This is a genomic window from Thermomonospora cellulosilytica (genome assembly GCF_014138835.1).
In the GTDB taxonomy this organism is placed as follows: domain Bacteria; phylum Actinomycetota; class Actinomycetes; order Streptosporangiales; family Streptosporangiaceae; genus Thermomonospora; species Thermomonospora amylolytica.
Genome location: NZ_JACJII010000001.1, coordinates 6197177 through 6214884, shown reverse-complemented (window position 1 = coordinate 6214884; position 17708 = coordinate 6197177). Strand labels below are relative to the sequence as shown.

Sequence of the window (17708 nt, the reverse complement as noted above, 5' to 3'; positions counted from 1 at the left end):
GCGACGGTCCCTTCCCGTCTGATGCCCGGGAAGGGACCGCGGTGCCTCAGTGATGATGACGGTGGCACCGGTGGATGTAGACGGTGTCACTCCAGACGGTGATCGAGCGGTGCCGCGGGTGGAACCCGCGCGGGAAGGTCACGTGGGCGTGCACCCGGCCCTTGTAGTGCTCGCGGCCGTGGCACTTGCGGGCGACCGTCAGCGCGATGCCGCGCCGGTCGTGGTCGGACTTCCAGCCGCTCTCGTAGACCCGGCGGTCCTTGTAGAGCGTGACCCTGACGCGCAGCCGGTCGACCCGGTGGTTGCACCAGACCCGCCCGGTGACCTTGACCAGGCGACGGTGGTGGTGGCGGGTCCGCTCCGGGTCGCTGATCCGGACACGGCACCTGATCCTGGCCTTGGACTCGGCCTCGGGACCGCGGGCGGCCAGGGTGACCACCTGGTCGGCTCGTTGGCCACGGGGCGGGCTCTGGGCGGCCGACGCGGCGGGGACGACCGTCACGGCCGTCGCGGCGGCGGTCAGGCCCGCCAGCAGGCCCCGGCGAATGGTTTTCGGTGCCAAGGAATCCCTCCAGATGTCGAGGTTTCGATCCCGTTGTCGGGACCGGCGGGGTACGGCCCGTCCATTCCCGGATGGCACCGTTAGGGGAACGGATGACCCCGTTCGACATCGTTCGGAGGTGTTCGAGGGATTAGTTCCGGGCGTCCTCGGAGGAGATGTCGGTGTGCATGCGGATCATCGCCACCGGCTCGCCCATGTCCAGCACGCGCCGCGCCCCGTCCGGGGCCCAGCCCGCCGACTCCAGGAAGCGGCGCATCACCCGGTCGCCCTCGAACACCCAGCACACCACCGTGCCGAAGCCGTCCTCGCGGAGCAGGTCGACGCAGGCGGCCAGCAGCCGGCTGCCGTGCCCGGCCCGGCCGTGCAGCGGGTCGACCAGCAGCGTCACCAGCTCGGCGGCGGACGCCGGGTCCAGGTCGGGGTCCTCGGCGGGCGCGGTCGCGGCGAACCCCACCACCAGCTCCGACGACACCGCCACCAGCAGGCGGTGCCGGGCGCTCGGCGGGGCGACGGCCGCCTCGGTCCAGCGTTCCCGCCACACCGCCACGGCGTCCGGCTCGGTCACGCGGGCCAGCGCCTCGGCCGGCAGCAGGTCGCGGTAGCCCTCCCGCCACGCGCGGACCTGGATGTCGGTGACCGCGGCGGCATCCGCCCGCCGGGCGGGCCGTACGCCGACGTCAGCCATGGGCCGTCCCCTCCTTGATCACCGCCGTGCGCCCAGGCTATAGCCGTCCAGGGCCCGGGCGAGCCTGCGGACGCCCTCGGCCAGCTCGGCGACGGAGGCCGCCATCGCGTACCCGATCCGCAGGTACGCGCCGTCCGGTTCGGCGGGGAAGTACGGCCGCCCGGCGTTGACCACCACGCCCTCGCACAGCGCCGCGTCGGCCAGCGCGACGTCGTCCACCCCGTCCGGCAGCCGGGCCCACAGGTGCTGCCCTCCCCGAGGGGACTCGAACGCCAGGCCGGGCAGCTCCCGGGCCAGCGCGGCGGCCAGCGCGTCCCGGCGCTCGCGCAGCGCGGCGCGGACCGTCCGCCGGTGCCGCTCCCACGCCGGGGAGCTGACCAGGTCCAGCGCCGTCTCCTGCAGGTGCCGGGCCGGGAAGAACGAGTCCACCACCTGCAGGGCGCGCAGCCGTTCGGCGACCGGGCCGCGCGCGATCAGCGCCGCGATCCGCAGGCTCGGCGCAGCCGCCTTGGTCAGCGAGGAGATGTGCACCACCCGCCCGTCGGGGTCGTCGGCGGCCAGCGGCGGGGGAGCGGGCTCGATCGCCAGATGCCGCGCGAAGTCGTCCTCGATGACGAACGCCCCGGCGGCCCGCGCCACCGACAGCACCTGCTCGCGCCGGTCGGGGGACAGCACCGCGCCGGTCGGGTTGTGGAACGTCGGCTGGCAGTAGAACGCCCGCGCGCCCGTCATCGCGAACGCGTCCGCCAGCAGGTCCGGCCGCACTCCCGAGCCGTCCACCGGCACCGGGACCGTGTGCAGGCCCGCCGCCCGCGCCGCCGACAGCACCCCCTGGTAGGTCGGCGACTCCACCAGCAGCGGGGCGCCGGGCGCCAGCATGGCGCGCAGCGCGATGCCGATCGCCTGCTGCCCGCCGCCGGTGATCAGCACGTCGGCCGGGGTGATCTCGCCGCCGACCGCACGGGCGAACCACGCCCGCAATCCGCCGATCCCGGCGAGCGGCGGGCGTTCCCAGGCGTCCGGGCGGCGCGCGGCGCGGGCCGCGGCGGTCGCCAGCGCCTGCAGCGGCTGCAGGGACGCGGGCAGATATCCGCCGCCCATCGCGATCACGCCCTCCGGGGGAGGGGTGAGCAGCGCGGCGACCCCGCCGGGGTCCACCGCGCGGTCGCCCAGCGCGACCGCCTGCCAGCCGTGGTCGGCCGGCCGCCGGGCCCGCACCCCGCGGGGGCGCTCGGCCACGAACGTGCCGCTGCCCGGCCGGGTGACCACCAGGCCCTCGGCGGCCAGCCGCGCCAGCGCCCGCGACACGGTCACCGGGCTCACCCCCAGCCGGGCCACCAGCGCCCGGCTGGACGGCAGCCGGTCCCCGGGCCGCAGCCGGGCCGCCTCGGTGCGCAGCAGATCGGCCACGGAGGCGATACTGCTATCCTGTTGCATGAGAAACAACGATAGCGCTACTACTCCCCGGTCGATAGCGCTGGGCGGCGGCCTGGCCGGTCTCGGCGTGCTGGTCTTCTCGTTCTCGCTGCCCGCCACCGTGCTCGCGCTGGACGGCCTGGACCCGTACCTGATCGGCATCGGACGGGCCGCGGTGGCCGCCCTGCTCGCCGCCGCCGCGCTGGCCGCCGCGGTGGCGCGCCCACCGTCCCGGCGGGACGTCCCGGGGCTGCTGGCGGTCGGCCTCGGCGTGATCTTCGGCTTCCCCGTGCTGTCCACCCTGGCCCTCGACGCGGGCGCCTCCGCCGCGCACGGCGGGGTGGTGATCGGGCTGCTGCCCGCCGCCACCGCCGTCTTCGCCGCACTGCGGGTCAGCGAACGCCCCTCCCCGTCGTTCTGGCTCGGCAGCGCGACGGGAGCGCTGGCGATCACGGCGTTCACCGTGGCCGAGGGCGGCGGCACGGTCACCGCGGCCGACCTGCTGCTGGTCGGGGCGCTGATCGCCGGAGGGTACGGCTACGCCGAGGGCGGGCGGCTGGCCCGTCACATGCCCGGCTGGCAGATCATCTCCTGGGCGCTGGTGCTGATGGCGCCGATCACCGTCCCGGTGACGATCGCGCTGCTGGCCGCCACCCCGCCGGTGTGGACGGCCGAGGCGGCGATCGGCTTCGGCTACGTGACGGCGTTCTCGATGTACCTGGGCTTCTTCGCCTGGTACGCGGGCATGGGGCGGCTCGGTGTGGCCAAGGCCGGCCAGTTCCAGCTCGCCCAGCCGATCCTCACCCTGGTCTGGTCGGCGCTGCTGCTCGGCGAGCACCTCACCCCCGCCACCTGGGTCGCCGCGATCGCCGTCGTGGCCTGCGTCGCCTGGACCCAGCGGGCCCGCGTCCGCACCGCCCCGCCGGCCGCCGCGCTCCGCCGCCCGGGGGTGCACCAGCCGACCGCGTGAACGCGACCGCCTCCCCGTGCGTTCTAAGATCACGTGTCGATCTTTCGGAGGTGGCCGCGCATGCGGTGGATCCGCCGGGCGGGGCGGGCGCTGGCCTGGGCCGCGGGCTACGCGCTGGCCCTGCTCGGCCTCTTCCTGGCGCACGCGTGGGCGGGACTGCAGACCGAGCCGTGGTCCGGCGGCACCACGGTCAACGCCCTGTGGGCGAGGCACCAGTGGGTGGGCGAGCCGCACACCGAGCAGGAGTACCGGGCGCTGGCGGACCTGCTGCGCCGCAACCGCATCACCGACGTGTTCTTCCACGCCGGCCCGTTCGAGGCGGACGGCAGCGTCCCGCCCGCCAAGTACGTCAACGCCCGCAGGCTGGTCGAGGCGATGCGCGCGCACGCCCCGGGAGTCCGGGTGCAGGCGTACCTGGGCCAGATCCGCAAGGTGGACGGGCACGGCCTGGTCGACCTGGACGACCCGGCCGTCCGCGCCCGGGTGCTGGAGACCGACCGGATCTTCCTGGACCTGGGCTTCGAGGGGATCCACTACGACTTCGAGCCGATCTACCCCGACGACCAGGCGTTCCTGGACCTGCTCGGCCGCACCCGCGACCTGACCCGCTCCAGGGGCGCCGTGCTGTCGGTCGCCATCGAGCAGCTCACCCTCGTCGACCGGGCGCAGCCGATCTACCGGGCCTTCATCCCCCGCGGCTGGAACCAGAGCGTCCACTACCCGCCCCGCCCCACCCGGGACTACCTGCGCCGCGTCGCCGACCTGTCCGACCAGGTCGCGATCATGACCTACGACGTGAGCCTGCCGACGAAGGCCATGGTCAACTGGCACTTCGCCTGGCACACCGAGCAGACGCTGCGGCTCATCGGCGACCGCACCACGGTGTTCATGGGCGTCCCCACGTACCGTCCGCTGATGGACTGGGCGGAAGATCTACCTACGGCCCTGCGCGGCGTCCGTCGCGGCCTGGACGCCCTGGACCGCCCGCCCGCCATGCCCTTCGGCGTCGGCGTCTACGCCGAGTGGACCACCGACGCCGGCGACTGGGCCCGTTACAGGGCCGACTGGCTGACCGTCCGGGAATAAAAGCTTGGCCTGCTCGTTACCCCCTTTGTAACGTTCCCGAACGCCCGTCTTCGCAGGTAAAAGCAGTGTCATGAAGACGCCTGCACGGGGGTAGGCAACGGTGCGGACCAGCGGCCGGTGGGGGTCGGCGGCCGGTCGACAGGAGGGTGCAGTCGTCGACTGCTGGGAGTGAGGTCGATGAAGATGGAGGAGACCGCAATGGTGACCCACCGCCTCGGTGAGCTGGCGGCGGAGTTCTCCGGCTGGCGCTTCGGCCGCGGAGGCTCGGGGTACTGGTGGGCCGTCCGCGGCAACGAACTGGTGCGCACGCTCAGCCTCGACGAACTGCGCGCGCGCCTGAACGAGCTGTCGTCCACCACCGCGGCCAACGGCGCGAGCTGACTCCCGGCGGGCATCTCACCTCCACCCCGTGAGCCCGACCGTCCCGACCCGCACGGCCCGCCCGGCCCCCGGGCGGGCCGCGCCCGCCCGCGTTACTCAATCGAGGCCGGAAAACCTCCGCGAATCCTGCCGTAACGACTCTTTTCCGTGCCACGATGTCGGTGTAGACGCCGCGGCTGTACGTACCCCCGAGCGCACAGCCGCGGCGTCTCCCCATGCCGGTCCCGGGCCGGGCGCGGGCGTCGCCCCCCGGGGCGCCGCGGCGGTCCCCGCCCAGGTCGGATCGGCCCTGCAGGCGCATCTTGACCGGTTGGACCGGTACCGTTCGGGTCATGGCACCCAGCACTACTAGTGACGCCCCGTTCGGGCGGATGTTGACCGCGATGGTCACGCCGTTCGCCCCCGACGGCTCCGTGGACTACGACGGCGCCGCGCGGCTGGCCGCCCACCTGGTCGACGAGCAGCGCAACGACGGCCTGGTCGTCAGCGGCACCACCGGCGAGTCCCCGACCACCAGCGACGAGGAGAAGGACCGCCTGCTGCGGGCGGTGATCGAGGCGGTCGGCGACCGCGCGATGGTGGTGGCCGGGGTGGGCACCAACGACACCGCCCACACGCTGGAGCTGGCCCGGGCTGCGGAGCGGGCGGGTGCGCACGGCCTGCTGGTCGTCACCCCGTACTACAACAAGCCGCCGCAGGAGGGCCTGCTGGCGCACTTCCGGGCGGTGGCCGACGCCACCGGGCTGCCCAACATGCTGTACGACATCCCGGGCCGCACCGGCACGCCGATCCACTCCGAGACGCTGCTGAGGCTGGCCGAGCACCCGCGGATCACCGCGGTCAAGGACGCCAAGGGCGACCTGTTCGCCGCCTCGAAGGTGATGGCGGCCACCGACCTGGCGTTCTACTCCGGCGACGACAACCTCAACCTGCCGTGGCTGTCGGTGGGCGCCGCCGGGTTCGTCAGCGTCGTCGGCCATGTCGTCGGGGCCGACCTGCATGAGATGATCGAGGCGTACCGGGCCGGCGACGTCGGCCGGGCGCTGGCGATCCACCGCCGGCTGCTGCCGGTGGTCACCGCGATCATGACCCGCACGCAGGGCGCCATCGCCGTCAAGGCGGCGCTGGACCTGCTGGGCCGCCCCGGCGGCACGGTGCGCCCGCCGCTGGTTCCGGCCTCGCCCGAATTCATCGCGGGCCTGCGGGAAGACCTCGGACAAGGTGGAGTCAAGGTGCCGGAGGTGCATTCGTGAACGGCACGTACCGGACGTGCGGACGGGTGGGATGCCGGTGAGCCATCCGCATCCGGAGTTGTCCGCCCCGCCCGCCCTCGCGCCCGACGGGATGCGCATCGTCGCGCTCGGCGGCCTCGGCGAGATCGGCCGCAACATGACGGTGTTCGAGTTCGGCGGCCGGCTGCTGATCGTGGACTGCGGGGTGCTGTTCCCCGAGGAGGAGCAGCCGGGGATCGACCTGATCCTGCCGGACTTCGAGTACATCAGGGACCGGCTCGACGACGTGGAGGCGGTGGTCCTTACCCACGGGCACGAGGACCACATCGGCGGGGTGCCGTTCCTGCTGAAGGAACGGGCCGACATCCCGCTGGTCGGCTCCACGCTGACGCTGGCGCTGATCGAGGCCAAGCTGACCGAGCACCGCATCAGGCCGGTGACGGTGCGGGTGACGGAGAACGAGCGGCACCGGTTCGGCCCGTTCGAGTGCGAGTTCCTGGCGGTCAACCACTCGATCCCGGACGCGCTGGCGGTGGCGATCCGCACGCCAGCCGGGCTGGTGCTGCACACCGGCGACTTCAAGATGGACCAGCTCCCGCTGGACGGCCGGCTGACCGACCTCGGGGCGTTCGCCCGGCTCGGCGCCGAGGGCATCGACCTGCTGCTGTGCGACTCGACGAACGCCGAGGTGCCCGGGTTCGTCACCAGCGAGCGGGAGATCGGCCCGGTCATCGACGAGGTGTTCCGCACCGCGCAGGAGCGGATCATCGTGGCCTGCTTCGCCTCGCACATCCACCGGGTGCAGCAGGTGCTGGACGCCGCCGCCGCCAACGGGCGCAAGGTGTGCTTCGTGGGCCGTTCGATGGTCCGCAACATGGGCGTGGCGGGCGAGCTGGGCTACCTGCGGGTGCCGGACGGCATCCTGATCGAGCAGCGGCAGATCGAGGACGTCCCGCCGGACCGGCTGGTGCTGGTGTGCACCGGGTCGCAGGGCGAGCCGATGTCGGCGCTGTCGCGGATGGCCAACCGCGACCACCAGATCCGCATCACCGAGCGCGACACGGTGATGCTGGCCTCCTCGCTGATCCCCGGCAACGAGAACGCCGTCAACCGGGTCATCAACGGCCTGACCCGCTGGGGCGCCCGCGTCGTGCACAAGGGCAACGCGCTGGTGCACGTGTCCGGGCACGCCTCGGCCGGCGAGCTGCTGTACGTGCTCAACCTGACCAGGCCCGGCAACTTCATGCCGGTGCACGGCGAGTGGCGGCACCTGAAGGCCAACGCCCGGCTGGCCGAGCTGACCGGCGTGCCCAGGGAGAACATCGTCATCGCCGAGGACGGCGTGGTGGTGGACCTGGTCGGCGGGCAGGCGAAGATCGTCGGCGCGGTCCCGGCCGGCTACGTGTACGTCGACGGCCTGTCGGTGGGCGAGATCACCGAGACGTCGCTGAAGGACCGCCGGATCCTCGGCGAGGAGGGCTTCGTGTCGGTCGTGGTCGGCGTGGACTCCTCCTCCGGCAAGCTGGTGGCCGGCCCGGAGATCCACGCCCGCGGCGCGGGCATCGCCGACGAGGACTTCGACGAGGTCATCGAGCGGATCGAGGCGGTGCTGCGGGAGGCCGCCGCCGACGGCGTCAGCGACCTGCCCCAGCTCAGCCAGCTGATCCGCCGCACCGTGGGCCGCTGGGTGAACGAGAACTACCGCCGCCGCCCGATGATCGTCCCGGTGGTGGTGGAGGTCTGACCGGCGCCGCGGCCGGCGCCGCGGCCCGACACGCGGACCGGACATTGCCGGGGTTTCGGCCGGGCTCCTCGTTACCCTCGTCATCATGGCCACACGTGCGTCTGGAGGAGCCCGGGGCTCCTCGCGTACGCGCGCGAGCGCGGCGAAGAAGCCCGCGGGCAAGGCGGGTGCCGAGCCGCGCAGGCGCCCGGCCGGCGGCGGGCCGGCATCCCGCAGGGGCGGTACGCCGCCGAAGGGCTCCGGCCGCCGGCCGGCCAAGGGCAGGGCGCCGCAGCGCCGGCCCGACCCGCTCGGCGCGCTGATCCGCGGCTGCTTCCGGCTGGTGTTCCGGCTGTACCTGGTGCTGGCCGCCGGGGTGGGATCGATCTTCCGGGCGTACGGCCGGGGCGCCCGCGACCTGGACGCCGAGCACCGCCGCGACGGGCTGGGGCTGGCGCTGCTCGGCGCGGCGATCGTGCTGGCCTCGGTCACCTGGTTCCGTCCCGAGGGCGTCGTCACCCGGGCCCTGGAGCAGGTCGTCCGCGGCTCCCTCGGCAAGCTGGCGATGGCGCTGCCGATCATGGTGGCCGCGCTGGCCTGGCGGACGCTGCGCCACCCGGAGCGCAACGAGGACACCGGCCGTGTGGTCATCGGCGCCAGCGCCCTCGTGGTCGGGATCCTCGGCATCGTCCACATCGGCGCCGGCACCCCGTACCCGGGGAACGGCATGGGCCCGGTCCGCAAGGCCGGCGGTGTCGTGGGCTGGCTGGTGTCGGCCCCGCTGGAGACCGCGCTCAGCGCCTGGGTCGCCGTTCCGCTGCTGCTGCTGGTGACCGGCTTCGGGCTGCTGGTGGTCACCGCCACCCCGGTGCACCGGGTGCCCGAACGCCTCCGCGACCTGCGGGACATGGTGATGCTCCGCGAGCGCGGCACCGTCGAGGACTACCTGGAGGACGCCGAGCCGCCCGCGGAGGAGCCCCCCAAGCCCAAGCGGCGGCGCACGACCAAGGCCCGCAAGGGGGCCGACGAGCCCGCCGACGACGACCTGGAGATCGGCGAGCACTCCCGGCCGTACGACACCCCCGTGCTGGAGGAGGGCGACACCAAGCCGGAGCCGCTGCGCGACCTGGCCGACGATCTCTTCGAGCCGGAGGCCGCGCCCGAGCCCGAGCCCGCGCCGGAGCCCGCGCCGCCCGCCCCGGTCCGGGAGCTGCCCGAGCCGTCCCCGCCGCCCCGCCAGATCGAGCAGCTTCCGCTGTCGTCGTCCGGGGAGATCTACCAGCTCCCCGACCCGTCGGCGCTGCGGCCCGGCAGCGTCGCCAAGCCGCGCACCAAGGCCAACGACGTGGTGGTGGCGGCGCTGACCGGGGTGCTGGAGCAGTTCGACATCGACGCGCAGGTCACCGGGTTCACCCGGGGGCCGACGATCACCCGCTACGAGATCGAGCTGGGCCCGGCGGTGAAGGTGGAGAAGGTCACCGCCCTCACCAAGAACATCGCCTACGCGGTCAAGAGCCCCGACGTGCGGATCATCTCCCCGATCCCCGGCAAGTCCGCGATCGGCGTGGAGATCCCCAACGTCGACAAGGACATCGTCAGCCTCGGCGACGTGCTGCGCTCCCCGGCGGCCACCAACGAGCACCATCCGATGGTGGTGGGGCTCGGCAAGGACGTCGAGGGCCGCACCGTGGTGGCCAACCTGGCCAAGATGCCGCACATCCTGATCGCCGGCGCCACCGGCGCGGGCAAGTCGACCTGCATCAACGGGCTGATCACCTCGGTGCTGATGCGGGCCACGCCGGACGAGGTGCGGATGGTGCTGGTGGACCCCAAGCGGGTCGAGCTGACCATGTACCAGGGGATCCCGCACCTGATCACCCCGATCATCACCGACCCCAAGAAGGCCGCCGAGGCGCTGCAGTGGGTCGTGGGGGAGATGGACCGCCGCTACGACGACCTGGCTGCCTCGGGCTTCCGGCACATCGACGACTTCAACAAGGCGGTGCGGGCCGGGCACCTCAAGCCCCCGCCCGGCAGCGAGCGGGTCTACCAGCCGTACCCGTACCTGCTGGTGATCGTCGACGAGCTGGCCGACCTGATGATGGTCGCGCCGCGCGACGTGGAGGACTCGGTCGTGCGCATCACCCAGCTCGCCCGCGCCGCCGGCATCCACCTGGTGCTGGCCACCCAGCGGCCCAGCGTCGACGTGGTCACCGGCCTGATCAAGGCGAACGTGCCGTCCCGGCTGGCGTTCGCCACCTCCTCGCTGGCCGACAGCCGGGTCATCCTGGACCAGCCGGGCGCCGAGAAGCTGGTCGGCCAGGGCGACGCGCTGTTCCTGCCGATGGGCGCCAGCAAGCCGATGCGGATCCAGAACGCCTACGTGTCGGAAAAGGAGATCCAGGCGGTGGTGGCGCACTGCAAAGCGCAGATGCAGCCGGTCTACCGCGAGGACGTCACCGAATCCGCGGCGCCCAAGAAGGAGATCGACGAGGACATCGGCGACGACATGGATCTGCTGCTGCAGGCCATCGAACTCGTCGTCACCACGCAGTTCGGATCCACCTCGATGCTGCAGCGCAAACTGCGCGTCGGGTTCGCCAAGGCGGGCCGGTTGATGGATCTGATGGAAAGTCGCGACATCGTCGGGCCCAGCGAGGGCTCCAAGGCCAGGGACGTGCTGGTCAAGCCGGACGACCTGCCCGAAGTGCTGGACCGCGTGCGGAGCGGGCGGTAGCGGCCCGTACGGGGTGGGACGGGGGTTACCGGGCGATCGCCGGGATGTTCCCCGAATGATGCGAAATCTTGCCCTGTTTCGAACGCGTCGCGTATCGCCGAGCGGGCATGTGGCTTCCTAGACTGGACCGCGCGGGAGCGGTTCAGGCGAAGAAGCTCTCATGTTCGCCCTGGTCGGTCGTGGGAACGGCCGATCTGACAAATTCAGGAGGCTCGCGTGAGCATCGGTGAGACCCTGGCGGTGGCCCGTCGAGAAGCCGGTCTCACCGTTGATCAGGTGAGCGAGCGGACCCGGATCCGGGCCGCCGTGGTGCGCGCCATCGAGCACGACGACTTCGCCCCCTGCGGGGGCGACTTCTACGCCCGCGGCCATATCCGCAGCATCGCCAAGGTGGTCGGCGCCGACCCCGGCCCGCTGATCGAGGAGTACGACGCCGCGCACGGCTCGCCGCAGCCGGTGTCGGCGGTGGCGGCGTTCGAACCGGAGATGCCGGTCAAGATCAGGGAGCGCCGGTCGCCCAACTGGAGCGCCGCGATGGCCGCCGCCCTGGTGCTGGTGCTGCTGTACGGGGTGGTCCGGGCGATCAGCGGGGCGCAGGATCCGCAGACCGCCCGCCCCGTCGCCGTCCCCACCGAGGTGCGGCCCGGCACGGCCGCGCCGGCGACGCCCCGGCCGCCGGACCGGGACGCGGTGGCGGCGGTGCCCGAAAAGCCGCGCAGGGACGACACCGTCGAGGTGCTGGTCAGGGCCAAGCGGTCCAGCTGGCTGAACGTCCGCGACGACAAGGGCAAGCAGTTGTTCAGCGGGCTGCTGGCCAAGGGCGAGACCATGCAGTGGAGCGCCCGCAAGCAGATCCGGATCCTGATCGGCAACGGCGGCGGCGTCGAGCTCACCGTCAACGGCAAGAACCTGGGCGTCCCCGGCACCGACGGCCAGGTGCTGCGGCTCAGCTTCGGCCCGGACGATCCGGACGGCGCCTGAGCTCCCGCGTCCGAGTGTCGGGCGGTGCGCGGAGCCCACTACCTTTAGACCATGTCCACGCCCCGCACTGTCTCCCTGGTGACGCTCGGATGCGCGCGCAACGAGGTCGACTCCGAAGAGCTCGCCGCGCGCCTGGAGAACGCCGGCTGGAAGCTGGTCGACGACACCGGCGAGGCCGGCGTGGTGGTGGTCAACACCTGCGGCTTCATCGACGCCGCCAAGAAGGACTCCATCGACACCCTGCTGGCCGCGCACGACTCCGGCGCCAAGGTGGTCGCGGCCGGCTGCCTGGCCGAACGGTACGGCGCCGAGCTGGCCGAGTCGCTGCCCGAGGCGGACGCCGTGCTGGGGTTCGACGACTACGCCGAGATCGGCGACCGGCTCGAGGACGTGCTGGCCGGGGTGCGCCGCCCCGCGCACGCCCCCCGGGACCGCCGCACCCTGCTGCCGATCACCCCGGTGCGGCGCCGGGAGTCGGCCCGGCGGGTGGCGATCCCGGGGCACGGCGACGAGCTGCCGGAGGGCGTCGCGCCCGCGTCCGGCCCGCGGGTGCTGCGGCGGCGGCTGGGCGGCGGTCCGGTCGCCCCGCTCAAGCTGGCCTCCGGCTGCGACCGGCGCTGCACGTTCTGCGCCATCCCGGCGTTCCGCGGCGCCTACGTCTCCCGCGACCCGGCCGAGGTGCTGGAGGAGGCCGGCTGGCTGGCCGGGCACGGCGTCCGGGAGCTGGTGCTGGTCAGCGAGAACTCCACCTCCTACGGCAAGGACCTGGGGGACCTGCGGGCCCTGGAGGCGCTGCTGCCGAGGCTGGCGGCGGTGCAGGGCATCGAGCGGGTCCGCCTGAGCTACCTGCAACCGGCCGAGCTGCGGCCGGGGCTGATCGAGGTGCTGGCCGGCACGCCCGGTGTGGCGCCGTACTTCGACCTGTCGTTCCAGCACGCCAGCGGGCCGGTGCTGCGCCGGATGCGGCGGTTCGGGGACCGCGAGTCGTTCCTGGAGCTGCTGGCCCGCATCCGGGACCTGGCCCCCGAGGCGGGCGTGCGGTCCAACTTCATCGTGGGCTTCCCGGGGGAGACCGAGGACGACCTGGAGGAGCTGATCTCCTTCCTGTCCGAGGCCCGGCTGGATGCGATCGGCGTGTTCGGGTACTCCGACGAGGACGGCACGGAGGCGGCCTCGTTCGACGGGAAGCTGGACGAGGCGGAGATCGCACGGCGGGTGACGGAGGTGTCCGAACTGGCCGAGGAGCTGACCGCGCAGCGCGCCGAGGACCGGATCGGCACCGAGCTGTCGGTGCTGATCGAGGAGCAGGCGGCGCCGGACGAGTGGGAGGGCCGCGCCGCGCACCAGGCCCCCGAGGTGGACGGCATCGTCCTGGTCCGCGGCACGGACCTGGCGGTGGGCGACCTGGTCACCGCGACCGCGGTGGACAGCGACGGCGTCGACCTGATCGCGGAGGTCTCCGGGACGGACGTCCCATGAGCGCGGCCGCGCCGGATCCGGTGGCCGGGCGGGGGCCGGGGTCGGCCTCCGCCAGCGTCTACAACGTCGCCAACCTGCTGACGCTGATCCGGATCCTGCTGGTGCCGGTGTTCGCCTGGCTGCTGCTGCAGGACGGCACCGGCTGGCGGCTCGCGGCGTTCGCGGTGTTCGCGCTGGCCTCGGTGACCGACAAGATCGACGGGGATCTGGCCCGCAAGTACGACCTGGTCACCGACTTCGGCAAGATCGCCGACCCGATCGCCGACAAGGCGCTGACCGGCGCGGCGCTGGTCGGCCTGTCGGTCCTGGGGGAGCTGTGGTGGTGGGTCACCGCGGTGATCCTGGTCCGCGAGCTGGGCATCACGGTGCTGCGGTTCGTGGTGATCCGGCACGGGGTGATCCCGGCCAGCAAGGGCGGCAAGCTCAAGACGCTGCTGCAGATCGTGGCGATCGGGCTGTTCATCCTGCCCGGCCCGCTGGACCCGCTGCGCTGGGCCGCGATGGGCGGCGCGCTGGTGGTCACCGTGGTGACCGGGGTGGACTACGTCGTGCAGGCCTGGCGGCTGCGCCGTACCGCGGCGCCGTAGCCCGCGGCCGCCCGCCGGCCGTGAGATCATGACCGCCGTCCGGTCGGGCCTGCGGCGAGGGGGTACGGATGCGCGTCGAGCTGGTGACGGTGGGCGACGAACTGCTGCTCGGCGACACCGTGAACGGGAACGCGGCCTGGCTGGGGCGGCGGCTGGCCGAGGCCGGCGTGGAGGTCACCCGCAGCGTGGTGGTCGGCGACCTGCTGGCGGAGATCGTCGAGGCGGTCACCGCCGCGCTCGGCCGTGCCGACGCCGTGATCGTCACCGGCGGGCTCGGCCCCACCTACGACGACCTGACCCGGGACGCGCTGGCCGCGGCGGCGGGCGTGCCGCTGGTCCTGGACAAGGACCTGGAACGGCGGCTGCGCGACCGGGTGGCCGCCGCCGGGCGGACGCTGGTGCCGATGGCGCTGCGGATGGCCGAGGTGCCGGAGGGCGCCCGCGTCCTGCCCAACCCGGTGGGCAGCGCGCCGGGCCTGCGGGTGAAGCTGCCCGGCGGGGTGGCGTACGCGCTGCCCGGGGTGCCCCGCGAGATGCGCGCCATCATGACCGGGACGGTGCTGCCGGAGCTGCGCGCGGCCATCTCGGGGACGCCTGCGGTGCGGCGGATCCTGCGCACCGCCGGAGTGTGGGAGTCGGAGCTGGCCGACCGGCTGGCCCCCGTCGAGGCGCTGGAGGGGGTGCGGCTGGCGTACCTGCCCGACCCGGCCGAGGTCAGGGTGCGCATCACCGCGACCGGCCCGGACGCCGAGGCGCTGGCCGGCCGCGCCGAACGGATGGCCCGTGAGCTGCTGGGCCCGGCCGTGTACGGGGAGGACGCCGACACCCTCGACCGGGTGGTGCACCGGCTGCTGGCGGAACGGTCGGCGACCGTGGCCACCGCCGAGTCGCTGACCGGCGGACTGCTCGGCGCCGAGCTGACCGCCATGCCGGGCTCGTCGGCCACCTACGCCGGCGGCGTCGTGGCCTACGCCACCCGGCTCAAGCACGAGCTGCTGGGCGTTCCGCGGGAACTGCTGGACGCCGAGGGGGCCGTGCACCCCGACGTGGCCGCCGCCATGGCCGCCGGGGTGCGGGACCGGCTCGGCGCGACCTACGGCCTGGCGGTGACGGGGGTGGCCGGTCCGGAGCCGCAGGACGGGCGTCCGGTGGGCACGGTGTACATCGCGGTGGCCGGACCCGGCTGTGACCCGAGGGTGACAGCTCCGGACCTGCCGGTGCCCTCCGACGCCGCCGCGGCCCGCGCCCCGGTCCGCCGGATGACCGTGGTTCACGCTCTTGACCTGCTGCGACGTACCCTGCTCGGGGTGGCCGGGGAAACCGGCCGCGATGATCTACCCGCCCATCGGGAAGAGCGGGGCTGATTACAGCGTTACGTTCGGAGCGAACACGAAATCTGCGATCTGCCATGGTCGCCTGGTAGACAGGTACGGTGGAGACATTCGAGGGCCGAAACTCGGGGAGGGAGCGAGCGATGGTACTGCTTCGCCAGCTGCTCGGTGACGTACTGCGGCGGCTGCGGCTGCGCCAGGGTCGCACCCTTCGCGAGGTGTCCGCGGCGGCGAGAGTGTCCCTGGGTTACCTGTCGGAGGTCGAGCGAGGGCAGAAGGAGGCCTCCTCGGAGCTGCTCGCCTCGATCTGCAAGGCGCTGGGGGTGCCGCTGTCGCACGTGCTGCGCGAGGTCGCCGACCAGCTCGCGCTGGCCGAACTGCAGCAGGAGCCGGTGATGGCGGGGGCGCCGCCCGAGCACGAGCGGCTCGGGGAGGAGTTGGACCGCGAGTCCATCTCCGCGGACCAGATCCCGGCCACCCCGGAGGAGATCACCGGCGAGTTCCGCGCCGACATGGTCGCCGCCTGAGGCCGCGGGCGGGGCGTATTCCCCGTCCGGTGGTGAGCTAGTTCGCGATTGGGGCCGGTCATTGCGGGGATGCCGGGTCAGGTAAGGCAGCTGACTCGGAAGGAGCCGACGATGGCGACGGTCAATAGCCCCCTCAAGGACGAGACCGCCCTGCGCACCACCGCTGACGCGTTGCAGGGCGCGCTGGTGGACCTGATCGACCTCTCGCTGGTGGCCAAGCAGGCGCACTGGAACCTGACCGGCCGCAGCTTCCGGTCGGTGCACCTGCAGCTCGACGAGGTCGTGGCGCTGGCCCGCCAGTACACCGACACGGTGGCCGAACGTGCGGTGGCGCTCGGCATCAACCCCGACGGGCGGGTGCGCACGGTGGCCGACCACACCAAGATCCGCCAGCCGGACGGCGGCTACCAGTCCGACGACAAGGTCATCGCCTCGATGACCGACACGCTGGCCCAGGTCATCGCCCGTTTCCGGGAGCGGATCAAGGCCACCGAGGAGACCGACCTGGTCACCCAGGACATCTTCATCAACCTCACCGCCGGGCTGGAGAAGCAGCACTGGATGTTCGAGGTCCAGACCCAGTGACGCTCCCGGCCTCCGCCGCATCGGCGGACGACGGGAACGGGGCCCCGGTCCGATGTCGGACCGGGGCCCCGTGGCGTTCACGCGTCTCCCACCAGCCGGTCCCGCCGGACGGACCGGACCGGCGGTGTCACCGGCGCACGGACGGGGTCAGGGGCGGGGCTGGCAGCGGGGGCACCAGAAGGTGATCCGTTTGCGGTCGTCCGGGCCCTGGTAGGCGCGTTCGACGCGGGTGCCGCAGCGGCGGCAGGGACGGCCGGCGCGCCCGTACACCCAGTGCTCGTGGCCCGGCCGCAGGTCACCGGTGGTGATGTGGCCGTGCCGCCGCTTGTTGGCCTCCAGCAGCCGGTGCGCCAGGTCCACCAGGCCCGGCAGGTCCGCCACCTCGCCGACCGGACGCCACGGGTGCACGCCGCGCAGGAAGCACAGCTCGCTCTTGTAGACGTTGCCGATGCCCGCCAGCCTGCTCTGGTCCAGCAGGGCCTCGCCGATCGGGCGCCCGGGACGCTGGAGCAGCCGGCGGACGGCCTCGGCCGGATCCCAGTCCGGCCCGAGCAGGTCCGGCCCCAGATGGCCGACCGCGCGGTGCTCCTCGCCGGTGCGCAGCAGTTCCACGACGCCCAGCGAGTAGCCCAGCGCCAGCCACTCGGCGTTGCCCAGCGCCAGCCGGATCCGGGGGTCGCGGGGCGGCCGACCGGCGCGGCGGATCCGCCAGACGCCGTCCATCATCAGGTGGGTGTGCACGGTCACCGCCCCGTCCACCCTGATCAGCAGGTGCTTGCCGCGGGACCGGGCCTCGCGCACGGTACGGCCGCGCAGGTCGGCGGTGGCCAGCCGGGGCACCCGGAAGTCGCTGACGGTCAGCGGCCGCCCCGCCAGCGCCTCGTGCAGCCGGTCGGCGGCCAGCCAGACGGTGTCGCCCTCCGGCATCGCCGCGCCCTCAGATCAGCGAGGGGCTCTGCCAGGCCGCCGGGTCCTTGGTCAGCTCGGCCACGTCCGGGGGCAGCTCACCGGACGCGATGTGCTCCAGGGTGACCGACTCCAGGATGTGGCGTTCGCTGGCGCGCAGCGCGATCCACACCTCCTGCAGCGAGCGGGCCGCCCCCTGGTAGCCGACGTGCTCGGGGCGCTCCCCGCGCACGCCGAGCAGCGGCCCGTCGATGGCGCGGATGATGTCGGCCAGCGAGATCCCGCCGGGCGGCCTGGCCAGCCAGTAGCCGCCGTCCGGTCCGCGCTGGCTGCGCACCAGCCCGGACCGGCGGAGCTGGCCGAGGATGTTCTCCAGGAACTTGGGCGGGATCTGCTGGGCCTCGGCGAGCTGGACCGCGGTCACCGGGCTGCTCCCGGCCACCGCCAGCTCCGCGGCGGCACGCAGTGCGTAGTCGACCCGGGCGGACAATCGCATGTCTCCAGTATCCCTTGTCGATCA

The 17708-nt window shown here is 73.4% G+C and carries 17 protein-coding genes; 12 read left to right on the top strand and 5 right to left on the bottom strand.

Annotated features, from left to right (window positions below; genetic code table 11):
• Positions 1 to 46: 46 nt before the first annotated feature.
• From HNR21_RS29240 to HNR21_RS29230, 3 genes are all read right to left on the bottom strand, one after another.
• Positions 47 to 562 carry a hypothetical protein gene (locus HNR21_RS29240; RefSeq protein ID WP_182707708.1) on the bottom strand — a complete coding sequence of 172 codons (516 nt, stop codon included), beginning with the start codon at positions 560 to 562 and terminating at the stop codon, positions 47 to 49.
• Positions 563 to 692: 130 nt separating this feature from the next.
• Positions 693 to 1247: a GNAT family N-acetyltransferase gene (locus HNR21_RS29235; RefSeq protein WP_119729397.1), complete on the bottom strand. Its 555-nt coding sequence runs from the start codon at positions 1245 to 1247 to the stop codon at positions 693 to 695.
• Positions 1248 to 1265: 18 nt separating this feature from the next.
• Positions 1266 to 2666, bottom strand: a complete 1401-nt coding sequence (locus HNR21_RS29230; RefSeq protein ID WP_312881588.1) for an aminotransferase-like domain-containing protein — start codon at positions 2664 to 2666, stop codon at positions 1266 to 1268.
• A 16-nt stretch (positions 2667 to 2682) separates the two neighbouring features.
• Here HNR21_RS29230 and HNR21_RS29225 point away from each other — a divergent pair, with 16 nt between their 5' ends.
• The 12 genes from HNR21_RS29225 (at position 2683) to HNR21_RS29170 (ending at position 16282) form a co-directional block, all read left to right on the top strand.
• Positions 2683 to 3633: a DMT family transporter gene (locus tag HNR21_RS29225; protein ID WP_182707706.1), complete on the top strand. Its 951-nt coding sequence runs from the start codon at positions 2683 to 2685 to the stop codon at positions 3631 to 3633.
• Between the two features lie 60 nt (positions 3634 to 3693).
• Positions 3694 to 4719 (top strand): glycoside hydrolase family 18 protein, encoded by a 1026-nt coding sequence (locus HNR21_RS29220; RefSeq protein WP_182707705.1) that lies wholly within the window; start codon positions 3694 to 3696, stop codon positions 4717 to 4719.
• 198 nt (positions 4720 to 4917) lie between these two features.
• Positions 4918 to 5100 carry a hypothetical protein gene (locus HNR21_RS29215; protein ID WP_119729400.1) on the top strand — a complete coding sequence of 61 codons (183 nt, stop codon included), beginning with the start codon at positions 4918 to 4920 and terminating at the stop codon, positions 5098 to 5100.
• Positions 5101 to 5432: 332 nt separating this feature from the next.
• Positions 5433 to 6353 carry a 4-hydroxy-tetrahydrodipicolinate synthase gene (gene dapA, locus HNR21_RS29210; RefSeq protein ID WP_182707704.1) on the top strand — a complete coding sequence of 307 codons (921 nt, stop codon included), beginning with the start codon at positions 5433 to 5435 and terminating at the stop codon, positions 6351 to 6353.
• A 37-nt stretch (positions 6354 to 6390) separates the two neighbouring features.
• A complete protein-coding gene (locus HNR21_RS29205) occupies positions 6391 to 8076 on the top strand; it encodes a ribonuclease J (RefSeq protein ID WP_119731947.1) in 1686 nt (561 codons plus the stop codon).
• A gap of 85 nt (positions 8077 to 8161) precedes the next feature.
• Complete coding sequence (locus HNR21_RS29200) at positions 8162 to 10792, top strand: DNA translocase FtsK 4TM domain-containing protein (RefSeq protein ID WP_182707703.1); 2631 nt, start codon at positions 8162 to 8164, stop codon at positions 10790 to 10792.
• A 216-nt stretch (positions 10793 to 11008) separates the two neighbouring features.
• Positions 11009 to 11773, top strand: coding sequence for a helix-turn-helix domain-containing protein (locus tag HNR21_RS29195; RefSeq protein ID WP_182707702.1), 765 nt, complete (start codon positions 11009 to 11011; stop codon positions 11771 to 11773).
• Positions 11774 to 11824: 51 nt separating this feature from the next.
• Positions 11825 to 13252, top strand: coding sequence for a 30S ribosomal protein S12 methylthiotransferase RimO (gene rimO / locus HNR21_RS29190; protein WP_182707701.1), 1428 nt, complete (start codon positions 11825 to 11827; stop codon positions 13250 to 13252).
• Positions 13249 to 13839: a CDP-diacylglycerol--glycerol-3-phosphate 3-phosphatidyltransferase gene (gene pgsA / locus HNR21_RS29185; RefSeq protein WP_182707700.1), complete on the top strand. Its 591-nt coding sequence runs from the start codon at positions 13249 to 13251 to the stop codon at positions 13837 to 13839. The genes rimO and pgsA overlap by 4 nt, the downstream gene beginning before the upstream one ends.
• A gap of 68 nt (positions 13840 to 13907) precedes the next feature.
• Entirely contained in the window at positions 13908 to 15203 is a 1296-nt protein-coding gene (locus HNR21_RS29180) for a CinA family nicotinamide mononucleotide deamidase-related protein (RefSeq protein WP_182707699.1), read from the top strand.
• A 110-nt stretch (positions 15204 to 15313) separates the two neighbouring features.
• Positions 15314 to 15697: a helix-turn-helix domain-containing protein gene (locus HNR21_RS29175; protein ID WP_119729407.1), complete on the top strand. Its 384-nt coding sequence runs from the start codon at positions 15314 to 15316 to the stop codon at positions 15695 to 15697.
• A gap of 111 nt (positions 15698 to 15808) precedes the next feature.
• Positions 15809 to 16282, top strand: a complete 474-nt coding sequence (locus HNR21_RS29170) for a Dps family protein (RefSeq protein WP_119729408.1) — start codon at positions 15809 to 15811, stop codon at positions 16280 to 16282.
• Positions 16283 to 16429: 147 nt separating this feature from the next.
• Here the strand turns inward: HNR21_RS29170 and HNR21_RS29165 are convergent, their stop codons facing one another.
• Together HNR21_RS29165 and HNR21_RS29160 are read right to left on the bottom strand one after the other, a co-directional pair.
• Positions 16430 to 17209, bottom strand: a complete 780-nt coding sequence (locus tag HNR21_RS29165) for a DNA-formamidopyrimidine glycosylase family protein (protein ID WP_119729409.1) — start codon at positions 17207 to 17209, stop codon at positions 16430 to 16432.
• A gap of 10 nt (positions 17210 to 17219) precedes the next feature.
• Positions 17220 to 17684 (bottom strand): RrF2 family transcriptional regulator, encoded by a 465-nt coding sequence (locus HNR21_RS29160; RefSeq protein WP_119729410.1) that lies wholly within the window; start codon positions 17682 to 17684, stop codon positions 17220 to 17222.
• Positions 17685 to 17708: the final 24 nt, after the last annotated feature.

Coding starts and splice junctions, on each gene's coding strand:
- HNR21_RS29235 (WP_119729397.1), bottom strand. CDS start 1,247: ATGGCTGACGTCGGCGTACGGCCCGCCCGGCGGGCGGATGCCGCCGCG.
- HNR21_RS29225 (WP_182707706.1), top strand. CDS start 2,683: ATGAGAAACAACGATAGCGCTACTACTCCCCGGTCGATAGCGCTGGGC.
- HNR21_RS29220 (WP_182707705.1), top strand. CDS start 3,694: ATGCGGTGGATCCGCCGGGCGGGGCGGGCGCTGGCCTGGGCCGCGGGC.
- HNR21_RS29215 (WP_119729400.1), top strand. CDS start 4,918: ATGGTGACCCACCGCCTCGGTGAGCTGGCGGCGGAGTTCTCCGGCTGG.
- dapA (WP_182707704.1), top strand. CDS start 5,433: ATGGCACCCAGCACTACTAGTGACGCCCCGTTCGGGCGGATGTTGACC.
- HNR21_RS29200 (WP_182707703.1), top strand. CDS start 8,162: ATGGCCACACGTGCGTCTGGAGGAGCCCGGGGCTCCTCGCGTACGCGC.
- rimO (WP_182707701.1), top strand. CDS start 11,825: ATGTCCACGCCCCGCACTGTCTCCCTGGTGACGCTCGGATGCGCGCGC.
- pgsA (WP_182707700.1), top strand. CDS start 13,249: ATGAGCGCGGCCGCGCCGGATCCGGTGGCCGGGCGGGGGCCGGGGTCG.
- HNR21_RS29180 (WP_182707699.1), top strand. CDS start 13,908: ATGCGCGTCGAGCTGGTGACGGTGGGCGACGAACTGCTGCTCGGCGAC.
- HNR21_RS29175 (WP_119729407.1), top strand. CDS start 15,314: ATGGTACTGCTTCGCCAGCTGCTCGGTGACGTACTGCGGCGGCTGCGG.
- HNR21_RS29170 (WP_119729408.1), top strand. CDS start 15,809: ATGGCGACGGTCAATAGCCCCCTCAAGGACGAGACCGCCCTGCGCACC.
- HNR21_RS29165 (WP_119729409.1), bottom strand. CDS start 17,209: ATGCCGGAGGGCGACACCGTCTGGCTGGCCGCCGACCGGCTGCACGAG.
- HNR21_RS29160 (WP_119729410.1), bottom strand. CDS start 17,684: ATGCGATTGTCCGCCCGGGTCGACTACGCACTGCGTGCCGCCGCGGAG.